Below are 15125 nucleotides of genomic sequence, written 5' to 3' on the forward strand. Positions count from 1 at the left end.
TAGGCGGTCTTTCTTTCCCGGACCGCCCATGAAACTGCCTGCCGCCTGGCTGTGCTGCCTGTTGCTGACCTCGCCGGCCTGGGCCGCGGACACCGTGGTCAGCGGCAAGGTCTATCTGGAGCGTGACGGCAAGCCCGGCCGCGGTGCGACCGATCCGGGCCTGGCCGGGGTGCAGGTTTCCAACGGCGAGACCATCGTCAAGACTGCCGCTGACGGCAGCTACAGCCTGCCGGTGCGCGACGGCCAGACCGTATTCGTGATCAAGCCCGATGCCTACGCCTTCCCGAAGGCGGCGGACGGCCTGCCTTCGTCCTGGCGCCACTACCGCCCGAACGGCTCGCCGGCGCTGAAGTACGGGGGCATCGCCGCGACCAGCGACGTCACCCGCAACTGGGACTTCGCCCTGCAGTCGGATCGGCATGACAGCCGTCGTGGTTTCCAGATGCTGGTGTTCACCGATTCGCAGACCGCCAGCCTGAAGGACATCGGCTACTACCAGCAGTCGATCGTGGCGCCACTGGTCGGCCAGACCAGGGCACGCATGGGCACCACCCTGGGCGACATCGTCAACGACGACCTGACCCTGTACCCGGCGATCAACAAGGTCACCACCGAACTCGGCGTGCCGTGGTTCCACGTGCCGGGCAACCATGACCTCGACTTCGATGCGGCCAGCGACGAACACTCACTGGACAGCTGGCGCAACATCTACGGCCCGGACACCTACGCGGTGGAAGAGGGCGGCGCCAGTTTCGTGTTCCTGGACGACGTGGTGTACGACCCCAAGGCCAGGCCGAAGTACATCGGCGGCCTGCGCGAAGACCAGTTCGCCTTCCTCGCCAGCTACCTGAAGGGCCTGCACAAGGACCGCCTGCTGGTGCTGGGCATGCACATCCCGCTGTTCGACGCGGCGCCGGGGCGCGAGACCTTCCGCCATGCTGACCGCCAGCGCCTGTTCGACCTGCTGAAGGACTTCCGCAACGTACTGGTGCTCAGCGGCCACAGCCACACCCAGCAGCACGTCTACCACGGCAAGGCCGAGGGCTGGAACGGCGACAAGCCACTGCACGAATACAACGTCGGTGCCAACTGCGGTGCGTTCTGGTCGGGCGTGAAGAATGCCGCTGGCGTGCCGGACAGCACCATGAGCGACGGCACGCCGAAGGGCTATGCATTGCTCGACGTGGCCGGCAACGGCAGCTATCGCCTGCAGTACCGCGTGGCCGGCAGGCCGGCCAGCGAGCAGATCGGCCTGCACGCGCCGAAGGTGCTGCGCCAGGGGGCCTACCCGGCGTGGGGTGTCTACGCCAACGTCTACATGGGCGAGGATCGGAGCGTGGTCGAGTACCGTGTCGATGGCGGCGCCTGGCAGCCGATGAAGCAGGTCAGCCAGCCCGACCCGCGCCTGATGGTGGAGAACGTGGCCGATGATCTGGCCAGCAGCCTGCGCGGCTACGACCGTTCGCCCGAGGCCACTGCGTCGCCGCACCTGTGGCGTGGCGCGCTGCCGACCGATCTTGCAGTGGGCAGCCATAAGGTCGAGGTACGCTCCACCCAGCCTGATGGCGCAGTGTTCACCGCCACCACCAGCTACAGCCTGCAGACTGCCCAGCCCTGACCCCCGCGCACCAGCGCTCCAGCGAAAGGACCCCGCATGGATATCCGCTTCATGGCCGGCACCACACCGGTGACCCTCAGCCGCCACTGGTTCACCGGCGCGATGCTGCTGCAGAGCGCCACCGAGAAGGTCTGGGTGCAGCACCCGCTGCATCCGGGCACCCACTTCTCGTTCTCGCTGGTACAGTCGTGGCTGCGCCACATCGCCGGCCACGAAGTGCTGGTCGAGCGCACCCGGCCGCTGTTGTTCGCTGGCTTCCGCCCACAGCGCCTGCGCGTGCTGGTGGATGGGGTGCAGGTGGCCGAACAGGAAGGCATGTAGGTTCACCTGAACCACCGGCGCGCTAGGCAAAGCCGTCCCGATGCCTGAGAATCGGGGCGATTCAATCGATCCAAGCAGGCCAGCGTGACCATCGCAGCAGCGTCAACGGTTTCCTCCGACTCCGCCCGCGGCGGTCTTCCGCGCCGTCTGGTCGTCGCCGATGTCGGCGGCACCTTTGCCCGGCTCGCGCTGGCAGAAACCCGACCCGGCCAGACGCCGCTGTTGGGCAGCCACCGTACCTATGCCTGTGCCGAGCATTCCAGCCTGGCCGCGATCCTCGCCGATTTCACCGCCGGCCTCGGCCAACCGGTGCAGACCGCGGTGGTCGCCATCGCTGGCCTGCTGGATGGCGATGTGCTGATCAACTCGAACCTGCCGTGGACGGTCTCGCTGTCGGCCACCCGCGCGCAGTCCGGGCTGCACGAACTGCAGCTGATCAATGATTTCGAAGCGGTGGCGCTGGCCATCCCCTACCTGCAGCCGGAAACCCTGGTGCCACTGAACGGTGACGCCGATCCGGCGCAGGCCTTCCCGGCGCTGGTACTGGGCGCGGGTACCGGGCTGGGCGCCGCGCTGCGTTTCGCTGATGGCGAGCGTCCGGTGCTGGCCAGCGAGATCGGTCATGCCGCGCTGGGCGCCGGCAACGCGCTGGAACTGCAGGTGCTGGGCCGCCTGCTGCAGCGTTGGCCGCACGTGGACAACGAACGCGTGCTGTCCGGCAGCGGCCTGATGAACCTGTATCCGTGCCTGTGCGAACTGCGCGGCGTCACACCGGTGTGGAACAGTACGGAGGCGCTGATCGGCGCCGCGCGTGGCGGTGAGGATGCACTGGCGGTGGAAACGTTGCAGGTCTTCTGTGCGTGGCTGGGCAGCCTGGCCGGCGACGCGGCAATCGCCGTCGGCGCGCGCTCGGTGTACCTGGCCGGTGGCATTTCCGCGCATGTGCAGGATTTCCTGGCCGATGGCCGCTTCCGTGAGCGCTTCCTCAACAAGGGCGTGCTGACCGAGGTGCTGCGCCAGGTGCCGGTGTGGCGCGTGGAGCATGGCCAGCTGGGCGTGCTCGGCGCAGCGGTCTGGCACGCCGCACGGCAGCCCACGCACGACTGATCGGCAGGGTTGGCATCGGGCCGGCCGTGCATTGCAGACTGGGAGGGGAAAATGGTGGATCGCAGGCAGTTCCTGCAGGCCGGTGCACTGGCCGCAGGCATGGCGGCATTGCCGGGCGTGCAGGCGCGCACGCAGGGTGGGGCCCGGGTGGTCTCCACCTGGGACTTCGGCGTACCGGCCAACCAGGCCGCATGGAAGGTGCTGGCGCAGGGTGGCAGCGCGCTGGATGCGGTGGAGGCGGGCGCACGCTGGGCCGAGAGCGAGCTGTGCAACCCTACCGTTGGCCATTGCGGCAATCCGGATCGCGACGGCGTGCTGAGCCTGGATGCGAGCATCATGGACGGCGATGGCCGTTGTGGTGCAGTGGCCGCGCTGGTGGACATCCTGCATCCGGTGTCGGTGGCCCGCAAAGTGATGGAGAACAGCCCGCATGTGCTGCTGGTCGGCGAGGGCGCGCAGCAGTTTGCGGTGCAGCAGGGGTTCGAGCGCAAGCATCTGCTGACGCCGCAGGCCGAAGCGGCCTGGCGCGAGTGGCTGAAGACCGAGAAGTACCAGCCGCAGATCAATGCCGAGCGCCGTGGCATTCCCGGCAACAGCGACAACCACGACACCATCGGCATGCTGGCACTGGATGCCAAGGGCCAGCTGGCCGGTGCCTGCACCACCAGCGGCATGGCGTGGAAACTGCACGGTCGCGTTGGCGACAGTCCGATCATCGGCGCCGGCCTGTACGTCGACAACGACGTCGGCGCGGCCACTGCTTCGGGTGTGGGTGAGGAGATGATCCGCAACGCGGCTTCGTTCCTGGTGGTCGAGCTGATGCGCCAGGGGCGTTCACCGGCGCAGGCCTGCCGTGAAGCCATCGACCGCGTGGTGCGCAAGCGCCCGGAAGCGAGCAGAACGTTGCAGGTGTGCTTCCTGGCCATGAACAAGCAGGGCGAGGTCGGCGCCTACGCGCTGCATCGTGGCTTCGTCTATGCGGTGTGCGATGCGCAGCGCCAGGATGACCTGCGTGACTCGCCGTCGATCTACACGAGCACCCAGGCGTGAGTACGCGGCGGATCCTGGAGATCGCCAGCAACTCGCTGGCCTCGGCGCTGGCCGCGCAGGCCGGCGGCGCCGACCGCATCGAACTGTTCGACAACCTGGCCGAGGGCGGCACCACGCCGTCGTTCGCCAGCATCGCGATGGCCCGCGAGCGCCTGTCGATTCCGCTGTTCGTGCTGGTGCGGCCACGCCCGGGCGACTTCCACTACGACGCGCTGGAAACCGAACTGATGCTGCGTGACATCGCGCAGTGCCGCGCGCTGGGTTGCGATGGTGTGGTGATCGGCGCGCTGGACGTGCAGGGCGGCATCGACCTGGCGCTGTGCCGGGAACTGGTGCAGGCCGCCGGGCCGTTGCAGGTGACCTTCCATCGCGCCTTCGACGCCGCCCGCGATCTGCCGGCGGCGCTGGAGCAGGTGATCGGGCTGGGCTGCCAGCGCGTGCTGACCTCGGGCGGGCAGGCCAGCGCCGAGGCCGGTGCCGATGTGCTGGCGGGCCTGGTCACCCAGGCGGCGGGGCGCATCACGGTGATGGCTGGCGCCGGATTGGCCCCGGGCAACATCGCAACCGTCGCGCGGCAGACCGGCTGTACCGAACTGCACGCCTCCGCAAAAGGCCTGCGCCGCTCGGCGATGCAGTTCCAGAACCCGGCGCTGCGCGGTCTGGACCCGGACTGGAGCCAGACCGCCACCGCTACCGTGGCCGCGCTGCGGCAGGCGCTGGACGGCTGATCGAATCCGTCGGGCATGGCCCGGGGTCAGATCCCTTCTGCGAAGGGATCTGACCCCTGTCGCAACCCCGGCCGCAGGCACGCGACGGACAAAACCGTTCCGCGCGCGATTGTCGTGATCATGTCACTACTTCGTGCGCCGTTCTGTCAGCGATGCGTCGCAACTCTTTGATTGTTCTGGACACCGGCAGCCGATAGCGGCATCTCGCCGGCTGTTGCTGCGTTGCCGCATGCCGGGCGTGGTTCAGCTGTGCTTTAGTTTGGATCGATCCACAGGGGAGGTGCCATATCGGTCGTGAACCGATCCAAGCGCCTGGATCCGTCGTAGTGCCGCGCCACCGTCCGCCCGTGCGTCCACATCTTCGAAGAGCAACCACCCATGGCTCAGATCGTCCACAAGCGTCGCCACCTGCTGTCCCAGGCCCTGATCCTGGCCCTGTTGCCGCTGGCAGCCAGCGCGCAGGAAGCTGCCAGTTCGTCCACCAAGGATCTGGACGCGGTCACCGTCACCGGCTCGCGCATCAAGCGCGCCAGCGTCGAGGGCCCGGCGCCGGTCAACGTGATCACCGCCGCGCAGATCCAGAAGGAAGGCTTTGTCAGCGTGTACGACGCGCTGAAGACCCTCACCGAGGCCACAGGCACGGTTGAAGCCGCATCGCAATGGGGCTCGCATACGCCCAATGCCAGCGGCCTGAACCTGCGCGGGATGGGCCCGAACCGCTCGCTGCTGCTGGTCAATGGCCGTCGTGTAGCGGATTACCCGCTGCCCTACGGTGGCGAAACCAACTTCTCCAACTACGGCAACATTCCGGCCGCGGCGGTGGAGCGCATTGAAGTGCTGACCGGTGGCGCCTCGGCCATCTATGGTTCGGATGCGATCGCCGGCGTGGTCAACGTCATCCTCAAAGCCAACTACGACGGCGACGAAGTGCGCGTGCGCGGCGGCACTTCCACCGAAGGCGGACGTGATACCTGGGATCTGTCCTGGGCCGGTGGCAAGACCGGCGACAACTGGAGCGTGACCTACGCGCTGCAGTACACCAAGCGCGACCCGCTGTTCGGGCGTGATCGCCCGCAGATGGACGATGCCGACGATGCGCCGTACCCGTCCTGGAACATGGAACAACGCAAGGTCGGCTTCCGTCCCACCGCCGGTCTGGCGCTGATCGATCCGACCACGGGCCAGCGCCTGGCGCCGCCCACCGGCACCTGCGAAAAATTCGACGGCGAGTATTACACCGCCGATCGATTGGTCTACAACTACGCCGCCAACCGCATCACCAACACCGGCCGCCTGTGCGGCATGAGCGCCGACTACGCCAACTGGCTGCTTACCGGCGGCGCCGAGAACGTGTCCGGAAACCTGTACGCCACCTTCGATTTCAGCAATGACCTGCAGGTCTGGACCAACCTGGCGGTGTATCGCTCCGAAGCGATCTGGGGCACCAATCCGCCCGGCGTGTCGCTGATCGACGATGACAACGGCTATTACTGGGATGCCAACCGCAACCGGCCGATCCTGGGCGTGCGCCAGTTCACCCCGAACGAAGTCGGGGGCCTGGATACGCTGCGCAACACCAACCGCGAACTGTCCTGGGACTGGAGCGCGGGCCTGCGCGGGCGCCTGGCCGACCGTTTTGACTGGAGTGCCACGGTGGGGCGTTCCTATTACCGCGTGGAAGAACGGCAGAACGTGGTCGACAAGCAGAAGTCGTATGACTACTTCCTTGGCCCGCGCCTGGGCACCACCGCCGATGGCGAGGCGATCTATGCGTTGAACGAATCGCGCTGGTGGAACCCGCTGACGCCGGACCAGTACTGGCAGATGGGGACCGTGGCGAAGAACCGCGCGGCGTCATGGGTCAACCAGGCGTCGGCGGATATCACCGGCGAGCTGTTCCAGGGCTGGGCCGGCCCGATTTCGTTTGCGGCGGTGGCTGAAGTCGCGCAGCAGGGCTATCACCTCAGTCCGGACCCGCGCGCTGGCATCGACTTCGACCTGCAGAATGTCGATCGCGGCGGCGGTGAGCGTACCCGCTACTCGGCCGGCGTCGAGTTCAAGATCCCGCTGTTGGACAGCGTGACCGCCACTGCGGCCGCGCGCTACGACCGCTATGGCAACTACAAGGCCGATGACAGCAGCGAAGCGCTGGACATCGGCAGCCAGAAGGAAACCACCTGGAACGTCGGCCTGGAATGGCGCCCGGTCGAATCGCTGCTGGTGCGTGGCTCATACGCCACCAGCTTCCATGCGCCGGACATGCATTACCTGCTGGGCCAGCCGAGCAGTTCGGAAGTGCAGACCTATGACCGCCTGCGCTGCATCCAGAGCGGCGCGTACCTGGTCAACAACTGTGGCGTGGGCAACACCGACGTCTGGTACACGTTCGACGTGAACCGGCGTGGGACGCCGCTGCTGCGCTCGGAGACCGGTGATTCGTGGACGGTCGGCTTCGTCTGGGACGTGCTGCCGAACCTGTCGGTCAGTGCCGACTACTGGGCGATCAAGCTGGAAGACATGATCGTCGACGTCGGCGCCGATGAGGTGCTGGCCAGCGAGGCCGGCTGCCTGACCGGCAAGAACATGGACGGTACGCCATGGGCCAACCCGGCCGGTGGCGAGTACTGCGCCGGCATCCTGGCCCGCGTGAACCGTGACAGCAACGGTCGCCTGGTATCGATCGAGCGCGGCCCGTTCAACCTGGCCAGCCGCGAGGTGCGCGGCATCGACCTGACCGCGCGCTATCGCCTGGAAACCGCGCGGTGGGGCAGCTTCCAGCTGGGCGTGAACTACACCAACCAGATCTCGACCAAGGAGCAACGCTACGCCGCCGACCCGAATCCGGAACGCCGCGATCGCGACCTGCGCAGCAAGCTGCGCGCGAGCCTGGCCTGGCAGCGCGGCAACTGGAACGCCAACGTCTATGCCGACCGCATCGGTTCGGTGCCGGGCGTGCGCTACCACTGGGGTACCGACCGCCTGGACAACCCCGGTGGCTGCCTGCCGTTCGCCGATGGCTACGTGCCCAGTGACAGCCCGTCGCTGAACTGCCTGGAGCCGGCACGGCTGCCGGATGGTTCGGTGAACCCGAACCCCAACGCCGGGCAGCAGACGGCGCGCTACTACGGTCGAGTGGGGCCGTTCATCACCTGGAACTTCAACGTGGGCTACCAGCTGACCGAACACGCGAAGGTAAACGTGTACGTCAACAACGCCTTCAACGCCGCCAGCTGGAACCACAAGGACCCGTACAAGCTGGATTACGACTTCGCTCCGACCCGCCTGCTTGGCGCGGTCGGCCGCGAGTTCGCGTTGGAGTATGTGTTCACCTTCTGAGGTGACCTGCCTCCGCCGGTAGGTCCACGCCATGCGTGGATATGGACGCCCGGGCGCCCATTCAGGAACTGCGGACAGGCTGGATTTGACCTTCCCACGATGGCAAGGTTTAGCCTGTCCGCATCCAGAAGGAACCCCGGGAATCCGATCATGAGCACGCCCCGCGCCACTGCGGCCCCCGCAAGCCCTGCCACCATCAGCCTGCCCATCGAGGGCATGACCTGTGCCAGCTGTGTCGGCCGGGTCGAGGCGGCGCTGTCCAGGGTCGAAGGTGTGGGCAGTGTTTCGGTCAATCTGGCCACCGAGCGCGCGGATATTCGCCCGTCCGGTCCGGTCGATCGGGCCGCGTTGATCCAGGCGGTGGAGCGGGTGGGCTACGACGTGCCCGCTGCCACCACCGAGCTGTCGGTCGAGGGCATGACCTGTGCGTCCTGCGTGGGCCGAGTCGAACGTGCGCTGTTGGCCGTGCCCGGCGTCAGCCAGGCCAGCGTGAACCTGGCCACGGAGCGCGCCACCGTGCGTGGCGTGGCGGAAGTTGCAGCGCTGGTCGCCGCGATCGACAAGGCCGGCTATGACGCACGCGTGATTGAAGCCGGCGTGCAGTCCGATGACGAGGCCGCGGAAAAGAAGGATGCCGAGCGCGCCGAACTGAAGCGCGACCTGATCGTGGCCTCCGCGCTGGCGCTGCCGGTGTTCGTGCTGGAGATGGGGTCGCACCTGATCCCCGGCATACACGAATGGGTGATGTCCACCATCGGCATGCAGGCCAGCTGGTACCTGCAGTTCGTGCTGACCGCGCTGGTGCTCGCCATCCCGGGCCGCCGCTTCTACCAGAAGGGCATCCCCGCGCTGCTGCGGCTGGCGCCGGACATGAATTCGCTGGTGGCGGTGGGCACTGCTGCAGCGTTTGGCTACTCGGTGGTGGCGACGTTCCTGCCGACGCTGTTGCCGGCGGGCACGGTGAACGTCTACTACGAAGCAGCGGCGGTGATCGTCGCGCTGATCCTGCTCGGCCGCTTCCTTGAGGCCCGGGCCAAGGGCCGCACCTCCGAGGCGATCAAGCGACTGGTCAATCTGCAGGCGAAGGTTGCCCACGTGGTCCGTGACGGCCGGACGGTGGATGTCCCGGTCAATGAAGTGCTGAGCGGCGACGTGGTGGAAGTGCGCCCGGGCGAGCGCGTGCCGGTCGACGGCGAGGTGGTCGAGGGCCGCAGCTACATCGACGAGTCAATGATCAGCGGCGAGCCGATCCCGGTCGAGAAGCAGCCGGGCAGCAGCGTGGTGGGCGGTACGGTCAACCAGAAGGGCGCACTGACGGTACGTGCCACGGCGGTGGGCGCGCAGACCATGCTGGCGCAGATCATCCGCATGGTCGAACAGGCGCAGGGCTCGAAGCTGCCGATCCAGGCGGTGGTCGACAAGGTCACCCTGTGGTTCGTGCCGGCGGTGATGCTGGCCGCGCTGGCGACCTTCGCAGTCTGGCTGATCTTCGGGCCCTCGCCCGCGCTGAGCTTCGCGCTGGTCAATGCGGTAGCTGTGCTGATCATTGCCTGCCCATGCGCGATGGGACTGGCCACGCCGACCTCGATCATGGTCGGTACCGGCCGTGGCGCCGAGATGGGTGTGCTGTTCCGCAAGGGTGAAGCGCTCCAGTTGTTGAAGGATGCACAGGTGGTGGCGGTGGACAAGACCGGCACGCTGACCGAAGGGCGCCCGCGCCTGACCGATCTGGAGATCGCTGCCGGCTTCGATCACAACACGGTGCTGGCGGCAGTTGCCGCAACGGAGTCGCGCTCGGAGCATCCCATCGCCCGCGCGATTGTTGATGCCGCGACCGGCCAGGGCATCGCGTTGCCGGGCATGGTCGACTTCGAATCGGTCACCGGCATGGGCGTGCGGGCCAGTGTCGAGGGTGCACGCGTGGAGGTCGGTGCCGATCGCTTCATGCGCGACCTGGGCGTGGACATCACTTTGTTTGCGACGCTGGCGGCAGAGCTGGGCATCCAGGGCAAGTCGCCGCTGTATGCCGCCATCGACGGCCACCTGGCCGCAATCATCGCGGTATCCGATCCGATCAAGCCGAGCACGCCGGCCGCAATCGCGGCACTGCATCAGTTTGGCCTTAAGGTGGCGATGATCACCGGTGACAACGCCGGGACCGCGCAGGCGATCGCGCGCCAGCTCGGCATCGACGAAGTGGTGGCCGAGGTGCTGCCGGAAGGCAAGGTCGAGGCGGTGCGCCGCTTGAAGGCCACACATGGCCATGTCGCCTTCGTCGGCGACGGCATCAACGATGCGCCGGCGCTGGCCCAGGCCGATGTCGGCCTGGCCATCGGCACCGGCACCGATATCGCGGTCGAGTCGGCCGATGTGGTGCTGATGTCGGGCAACCTGCAGGGCGTGCCGAATGCCATTGCACTATCGAAGGCAACGCTGGGCAACATCCGCCAGAACCTGTTCTGGGCCTTCGCTTACAACACCGCATTGATTCCGGTGGCGGCCGGCGTGCTGTATCCGGTCTGGGGCGTGCTGTTGTCGCCGGTGTTCGCGGCCGGTGCGATGGCACTGTCCAGCGTGTTCGTGCTGGGCAACGCGCTGCGCCTGCGCCGCTTCCAGCCGCCGATGGCGGACGCCCCCGCCGCGATCCATTGAGGGAGAACCGCATGAATATCGGTGAAGCCGCCAAGGCCTCCAGCGTGTCGGCGAAGATGATCCGCTACTACGAACAGATCGGCCTGATTCCCGCCGCTGATAGAACCGAGTCGGGCTACCGGGCGTATTCGCAGGCGGATATCCACCGCCTGCGCTTCATCCGCCGCGCGCGCGACCTCGGCTTCCAGGTGGCCGAGATCGGCGACCTGCTGGGCCTGTGGAACGACACCTCGCGGCACAGCGCCGACGTCAAGCACCTGGCCGAACAGCACATTGCCGACCTGGAACAGCGCATCGAGCACATGCGGCAGATGGCCGACACGCTGAAATCGCTGATCAGTTGTTGTGCGGGCGACGAGCGCCCGGAGTGCCCGATCCTGGAGCGGTTGGGCGAAGACCATGATGCCCCGGTGCCGGTCGTCGCCGCCAAGACCGGCGCGGTGCGGCGACGCGCACAGAAGCATTGAATCGATATCGCGTGCATGAAAAAGCCCGCCGGGTGCAGCAGCACCGGGCGGGCTTTTCTGTGTGAGACGGGGGCAGGGGATCAGGCAGTACGCGGCGGGAAGCCGGCATCGTTCACCGCGGCGAACACCTGTTCCTGCGACGCAGTAGTCTGCACCTTGACCAGCCCGGTCGGCGGATCGGCCACCACGCTGGCGTTCGGATCGATCTGCTGGATCGCACGGGTCACGCTGCGCGCACAGCCGCCGCAGGTCATGCCGTCGACATGGAATTCCATCTGTAGCTCCTTCGCTGCTCTTGGGATGGGACCAGTGTGCACCTTCCAACGATGGCAGGGTCAAGCGTCGGGCTGAACGACGAACAAGGCGCGGACAAAAAAAACGGCAGCCACCTGTACCAGCGCGGCTGCCGTGGAGGAACGTCCCCGCCAGGGCAGGGCATGGGTTGCACCGGGGCGCGCCCGGACAACCCGGTGTTGCCTTAGAACTTCCAGGTAGCGCCGAAGTACAGCTGGCGGCCTGCATAGGTATTGGAGATCAGGCGTGCCTTGGTGTCGCTTCCCAGGTGCACGCGCTGCTCCGACTTGGTGGCATTGATCACCGATGCGGTCAGGGTCCAGTCCGGGGTCAGGTTGTAGGCCACGTTCAGGTCCAGCTGGTCATACGGCTCGGTGTAGACGGTGAGGCCATTGTTGAGCCCACCGACCACCTGGCCGCGACGGTTGAACGAGGCGCGCGCGAGGAACTTCTCGTTCTCGTAGAAGACCGTCACGTTGGCCTGGTTCTTGGCGCTGCCGACCAGCGGCGAGGAGCCGATTTCCTGCCCGTCCAGAACAATGGAAGCCAGGTTGGTGTCGTTGTAGGTGTAGTTGGCCTGCACGCCGAAGCCGAAATCGAAGGTGTACTGGCCATACAGCTCGACGCCCTGCGACACACCATCGCGGCCATTGGCCTGGGTCTCGTAGCGCTGCACGTTCACCGCTTCACCGTTGATGACCATGGGCGTGTCGCGCACCACCGGCAGGGTGAAGTTGTCCACGTTCTTGCGGAACAGGCTGACGCCGGCGACCGCGCCCGGCTGGAAGTACCACTCCAGGCCCAGGTCGAACTGGGTGGCCTTGAACGGCTCCAGCTGCTTGTTGCTGCCCTGGCCGACCCAGCCTGCGGTCGATGCGCCACCGGCAACGCGGCGATCATTGACGTACTCCTCGCTGTAGTAGCTCAGTGCGCCCGGTGCTGCGATGTCGGTGTAGCCAGGGCGGGCGATCACCTTCGATGCGGCACCACGCAGCACCAGCGTGTCGGTGATGTCCCATGCAATGTTGAAACTCGGCAGCACGTCGGTGTAGGTGCGGTCCACGCCGATCAGGCTGTAGGTCTTGCTCTGCGCAAGGTCATGCGGCAGGCGCACGAAGCCGCTCTCGCAGCTGTAGGTCGGGTAGGCCGCAGCGGCGGGGTCGGTGCACGCCATCGGCGCGCCGGACGCGTTGTCCAGGAAGTAGTCGTTGAACTTCTCGATCGAGTCGGAAGACTGCGCGAACTGCTTGGTGCGCACCACACGCACGCCGACATTGCCGCGCAGGCGCTCGGTGCGGAAGTTGGCCTGGAAGTAGCCGGAGTAGATCTTCTCGTTGACGTTGTAGACGAAGTCTTCCTCGGTACGGTTGTGCGAACCACCGTAGGTCTTGTTCAGATAGTCGATGTACGCCGGGTAGTTGATGCCCGGGAACACGTTGGCATTGAAGCCACCGGCAATGTTGCTGATCGGGTTCGACAGGAAGAAGCCGGGCTGCGCATCGCCGGCAGTCGGATCGCAGCCACTCTGGTAGCGGCTGTTGTCATAGTCGGCCGGGTCACGGCCCGGGCATACCCAGTAGGTGTTGCCGGTGTTGCGGTGGACCTTGCCATCACGGTATTTGGCACCGAACTGGATCGAATCCAGCCAACCGGACTCGAACAGCTTGGTCACGTCGGCCTGGAAGTAGTTCTGCTTGACCTCGGTGCGCTTCCACGACGAATCGGTCGAGCCGGTGTCGACTTCGGCGATGCCGTTCATCAATTGCTGCTGCAGGTCGGGCGAGAAGGTGGCAGACGGCGTGCCGGTCAGGTCCCATGCGCTGTACTGGTTACCGGACAGGTAGTCGTTGCCGACCTTGCGGCGCGGCTTGGCCGACATGCGGAAGTTCATCGACGGACCACCTTCGGACCAGGTGCGGCCACCGGTGAACGAGGCCTTCCACAGCGGGCTGATGTCCCAGTCGATGGTCAGGTCGGCGGTCTGCGACAGCGCCTTTTCCTTGCTGTAGCCACCGGTCAGCTGCGGTGTCGGAATCGTGCAGTCGTCCGGGCCCCAGCCGCCGGGCTTGAGGCCGGCGGCCTTGGCCTGGGCTTCGCTGCAGTAGTAGGTCTTTCCAGCCAGCTTTTCGAATTGGGCACCCGTGACGGTGTTGCCGCTGGCATCGAAGTCCAGGCCATTGAGAAGGCGGCCTCCGGCCCAGTTGCCGTCCTGGTTGTAGCGCGCCATGCTCCATTCCGGAATCTTCAGCATGTTCTGGGTGTAGTCACCCTGCAGCTCGAAGCGGAAGTAGTTGGCGGTCATCGTGACGTTGTCGACCGGCTTGAACTGGAAGGTCAGCTGGCCGCCCTTGCGCTCGCGCTTTTCTTCCTTCACCGCGAAGTTGACCGAGGTCGGCATGAAGAAGTCGCTGTAGTTGCCGCCGGTCTGGTTGTTGAAACCGGACTTGCCCCACCAGTAGTGGATGCCATCCTGCTGCTGCACGTTGCCATAGGCGTCGCGTGCCTTGCCGGCGCCGTACCACTGGTAGTCCTCGGTGCTGGCCTCCATGGTGCGGGTGGTGCGCTTCTGCTGGGTCACGCCGACCAGCACGCCGAAGCGCTCATCCTTGCTGTGCCACGAATACAGGGCCGAGGCCTGCGGGTCGATATCGTGGTGGGTATCGGAGGAGGTGCCCTCGAGCGTGACGAAGCCCGAGTTGGACTCCATGTCCAGCGGACGGCGCGTGTGCAGGATGACCGTGCCGCCGATGCCGCCTTCGTCGATGCGGGCTTCCGGGGACTTGAACAGCTCGGCGCTGGACAGCATGTTCGACGGAAGCAGGGTGTAGTTGAACGAACGGGTGGCTTCGTCGTTGGTTTCCGACGTGGCCACGTAGTTGCCATTCAACTGGGTCAGCGTCAGGTCCGGCGCAAGGCCGCGCACGCTGACACTCTTGCCTTCACCACCGCTGCGGGTGATGACCACGCCGGGCACGCGCTGCAGTGCGTCGGCCACGTTCTTGTCGGGGAACTTGCCGACGTCCTCGGCGGTGATCACTTCGACAACGGCGTTGGCGTCGCGCTTCTGCTCAAGGCTCTTTTCGATGGCGTAGCGGTAGCCGGTGACCTGGACGCTGTCCAGAGTCGTGGCGTCCTGCGAGCCGGTGGTCGTGGCCTGCTGCGCGGCGGCGCCTGCCGGAATGACGGCGGCAGCCAGGGCCAGCGCGATGGCCAGCGACAATGCGTCCTGGCCGTGCGTACGTGTTGAATGCTTCATTCCCATCTCTCCCTCTCTCCTGGATTGATCCGGTGACGTGGCACGGACAACTTGAATCGATCTAATTTGAAGTGAATTTGTCGCTGTCGCCATGCAGTGGCAGTAGCACCGCACGCGTGGCCTGGTGTACGTCCTGTTGCTGCTCCCCCAACTCCCGGCCATCGCAGCGTCGTCTTGGATCGATCTAAGCGATGGGCGGGCGATTTTTAGCATGGGTCGCCCTTGGGCGCATGCTGCTCCGCAATATGGTACTGGCGTGGCGTAGGGATGACGGTTTGCTGAAAACAGTGAAATCG

The 15125-nt window shown here is 66.2% G+C and carries 10 protein-coding genes; 8 read left to right on the plus strand and 2 right to left on the minus strand.

Annotated elements, in window-relative coordinates; all coding sequences use genetic code 11:
* The first annotated feature begins 28 nt into the window (after positions 1 to 28).
* The 8 genes from AC5P98_RS06145 (at position 29) to cueR (ending at position 11279) form a co-directional block, all read left to right on the plus strand.
* On the plus strand, positions 29 to 1618 hold the full coding sequence (locus AC5P98_RS06145) for a calcineurin-like phosphoesterase C-terminal domain-containing protein (protein ID WP_049404074.1): 1590 nt from the start codon (positions 29 to 31) through the stop codon (positions 1616 to 1618).
* 36 nt (positions 1619 to 1654) lie between these two features.
* Entirely contained in the window at positions 1655 to 1939 is a 285-nt protein-coding gene (locus AC5P98_RS06150; RefSeq protein WP_005409434.1) for a hypothetical protein, read from the plus strand.
* Positions 1940 to 2023: 84 nt separating this feature from the next.
* Entirely contained in the window at positions 2024 to 3046 is a 1023-nt protein-coding gene (locus AC5P98_RS06155; RefSeq protein ID WP_032957988.1) for a glucokinase, read from the plus strand.
* A 51-nt stretch (positions 3047 to 3097) separates the two neighbouring features.
* Positions 3098 to 4096 carry a glycosylasparaginase gene (locus tag AC5P98_RS06160; RefSeq protein ID WP_041863371.1) on the plus strand — a complete coding sequence of 333 codons (999 nt, stop codon included), beginning with the start codon at positions 3098 to 3100 and terminating at the stop codon, positions 4094 to 4096.
* Positions 4093 to 4824 (plus strand): copper homeostasis protein CutC, encoded by a 732-nt coding sequence (locus AC5P98_RS06165; protein WP_049404077.1) that lies wholly within the window; start codon positions 4093 to 4095, stop codon positions 4822 to 4824. Before AC5P98_RS06160 ends, AC5P98_RS06165 begins: the two co-directional genes overlap by 4 nt.
* 378 nt (positions 4825 to 5202) lie before the next feature.
* The gene (locus AC5P98_RS06170) at positions 5203 to 8160 is read left to right on the plus strand and encodes a TonB-dependent receptor plug domain-containing protein (protein ID WP_495229906.1); all 2958 of its coding nucleotides are present in this window, start codon (positions 5203 to 5205) and stop codon (positions 8158 to 8160) included.
* 150 nt (positions 8161 to 8310) lie between these two features.
* Positions 8311 to 10812, plus strand: a complete 2502-nt coding sequence (locus AC5P98_RS06175; RefSeq protein WP_049404080.1) for a heavy metal translocating P-type ATPase — start codon at positions 8311 to 8313, stop codon at positions 10810 to 10812.
* Between the two features lie 11 nt (positions 10813 to 10823).
* Entirely contained in the window at positions 10824 to 11279 is a 456-nt protein-coding gene (cueR, locus tag AC5P98_RS06180) for a Cu(I)-responsive transcriptional regulator (RefSeq protein WP_049404083.1), read from the plus strand.
* Between the two features lie 80 nt (positions 11280 to 11359).
* Here cueR and AC5P98_RS06185 read toward each other — a convergent pair whose 3' ends face one another.
* On the minus strand, positions 11360 to 11554 hold the full coding sequence (locus tag AC5P98_RS06185) for a heavy-metal-associated domain-containing protein (RefSeq protein WP_008267227.1): 195 nt from the start codon (positions 11552 to 11554) through the stop codon (positions 11360 to 11362).
* 203 nt (positions 11555 to 11757) lie between these two features.
* Positions 11758 to 14835 carry a TonB-dependent receptor gene (locus tag AC5P98_RS06190; protein WP_049404087.1) on the minus strand — a complete coding sequence of 1026 codons (3078 nt, stop codon included), beginning with the start codon at positions 14833 to 14835 and terminating at the stop codon, positions 11758 to 11760.
* Between the last annotated feature and the right edge of the window lie 290 nt (positions 14836 to 15125).

The sequence above is a fragment of the Stenotrophomonas sp. YJH_SMC_135 genome, assembly GCF_059372355.1.

Bases quoted from the DNA above. Each gene is read 5' to 3' on its own strand.
- AC5P98_RS06190 (WP_049404087.1), bottom strand. From the start codon at position 14,835: ATGGGAATGAAGCATTCAACACGTACGCACGGCCAGGACGCATTGTCG.
- AC5P98_RS06150 (WP_005409434.1), top strand. From the start codon at position 1,655: ATGGATATCCGCTTCATGGCCGGCACCACACCGGTGACCCTCAGCCGC.
- AC5P98_RS06175 (WP_049404080.1), top strand. From the start codon at position 8,311: ATGAGCACGCCCCGCGCCACTGCGGCCCCCGCAAGCCCTGCCACCATC.
- AC5P98_RS06170 (WP_495229906.1), top strand. From the start codon at position 5,203: ATGGCTCAGATCGTCCACAAGCGTCGCCACCTGCTGTCCCAGGCCCTG.
- AC5P98_RS06160 (WP_041863371.1), top strand. From the start codon at position 3,098: ATGGTGGATCGCAGGCAGTTCCTGCAGGCCGGTGCACTGGCCGCAGGC.
- AC5P98_RS06145 (WP_049404074.1), top strand. From the start codon at position 29: ATGAAACTGCCTGCCGCCTGGCTGTGCTGCCTGTTGCTGACCTCGCCG.
- cueR (WP_049404083.1), top strand. From the start codon at position 10,824: ATGAATATCGGTGAAGCCGCCAAGGCCTCCAGCGTGTCGGCGAAGATG.
- AC5P98_RS06185 (WP_008267227.1), bottom strand. From the start codon at position 11,554: ATGGAATTCCATGTCGACGGCATGACCTGCGGCGGCTGTGCGCGCAGC.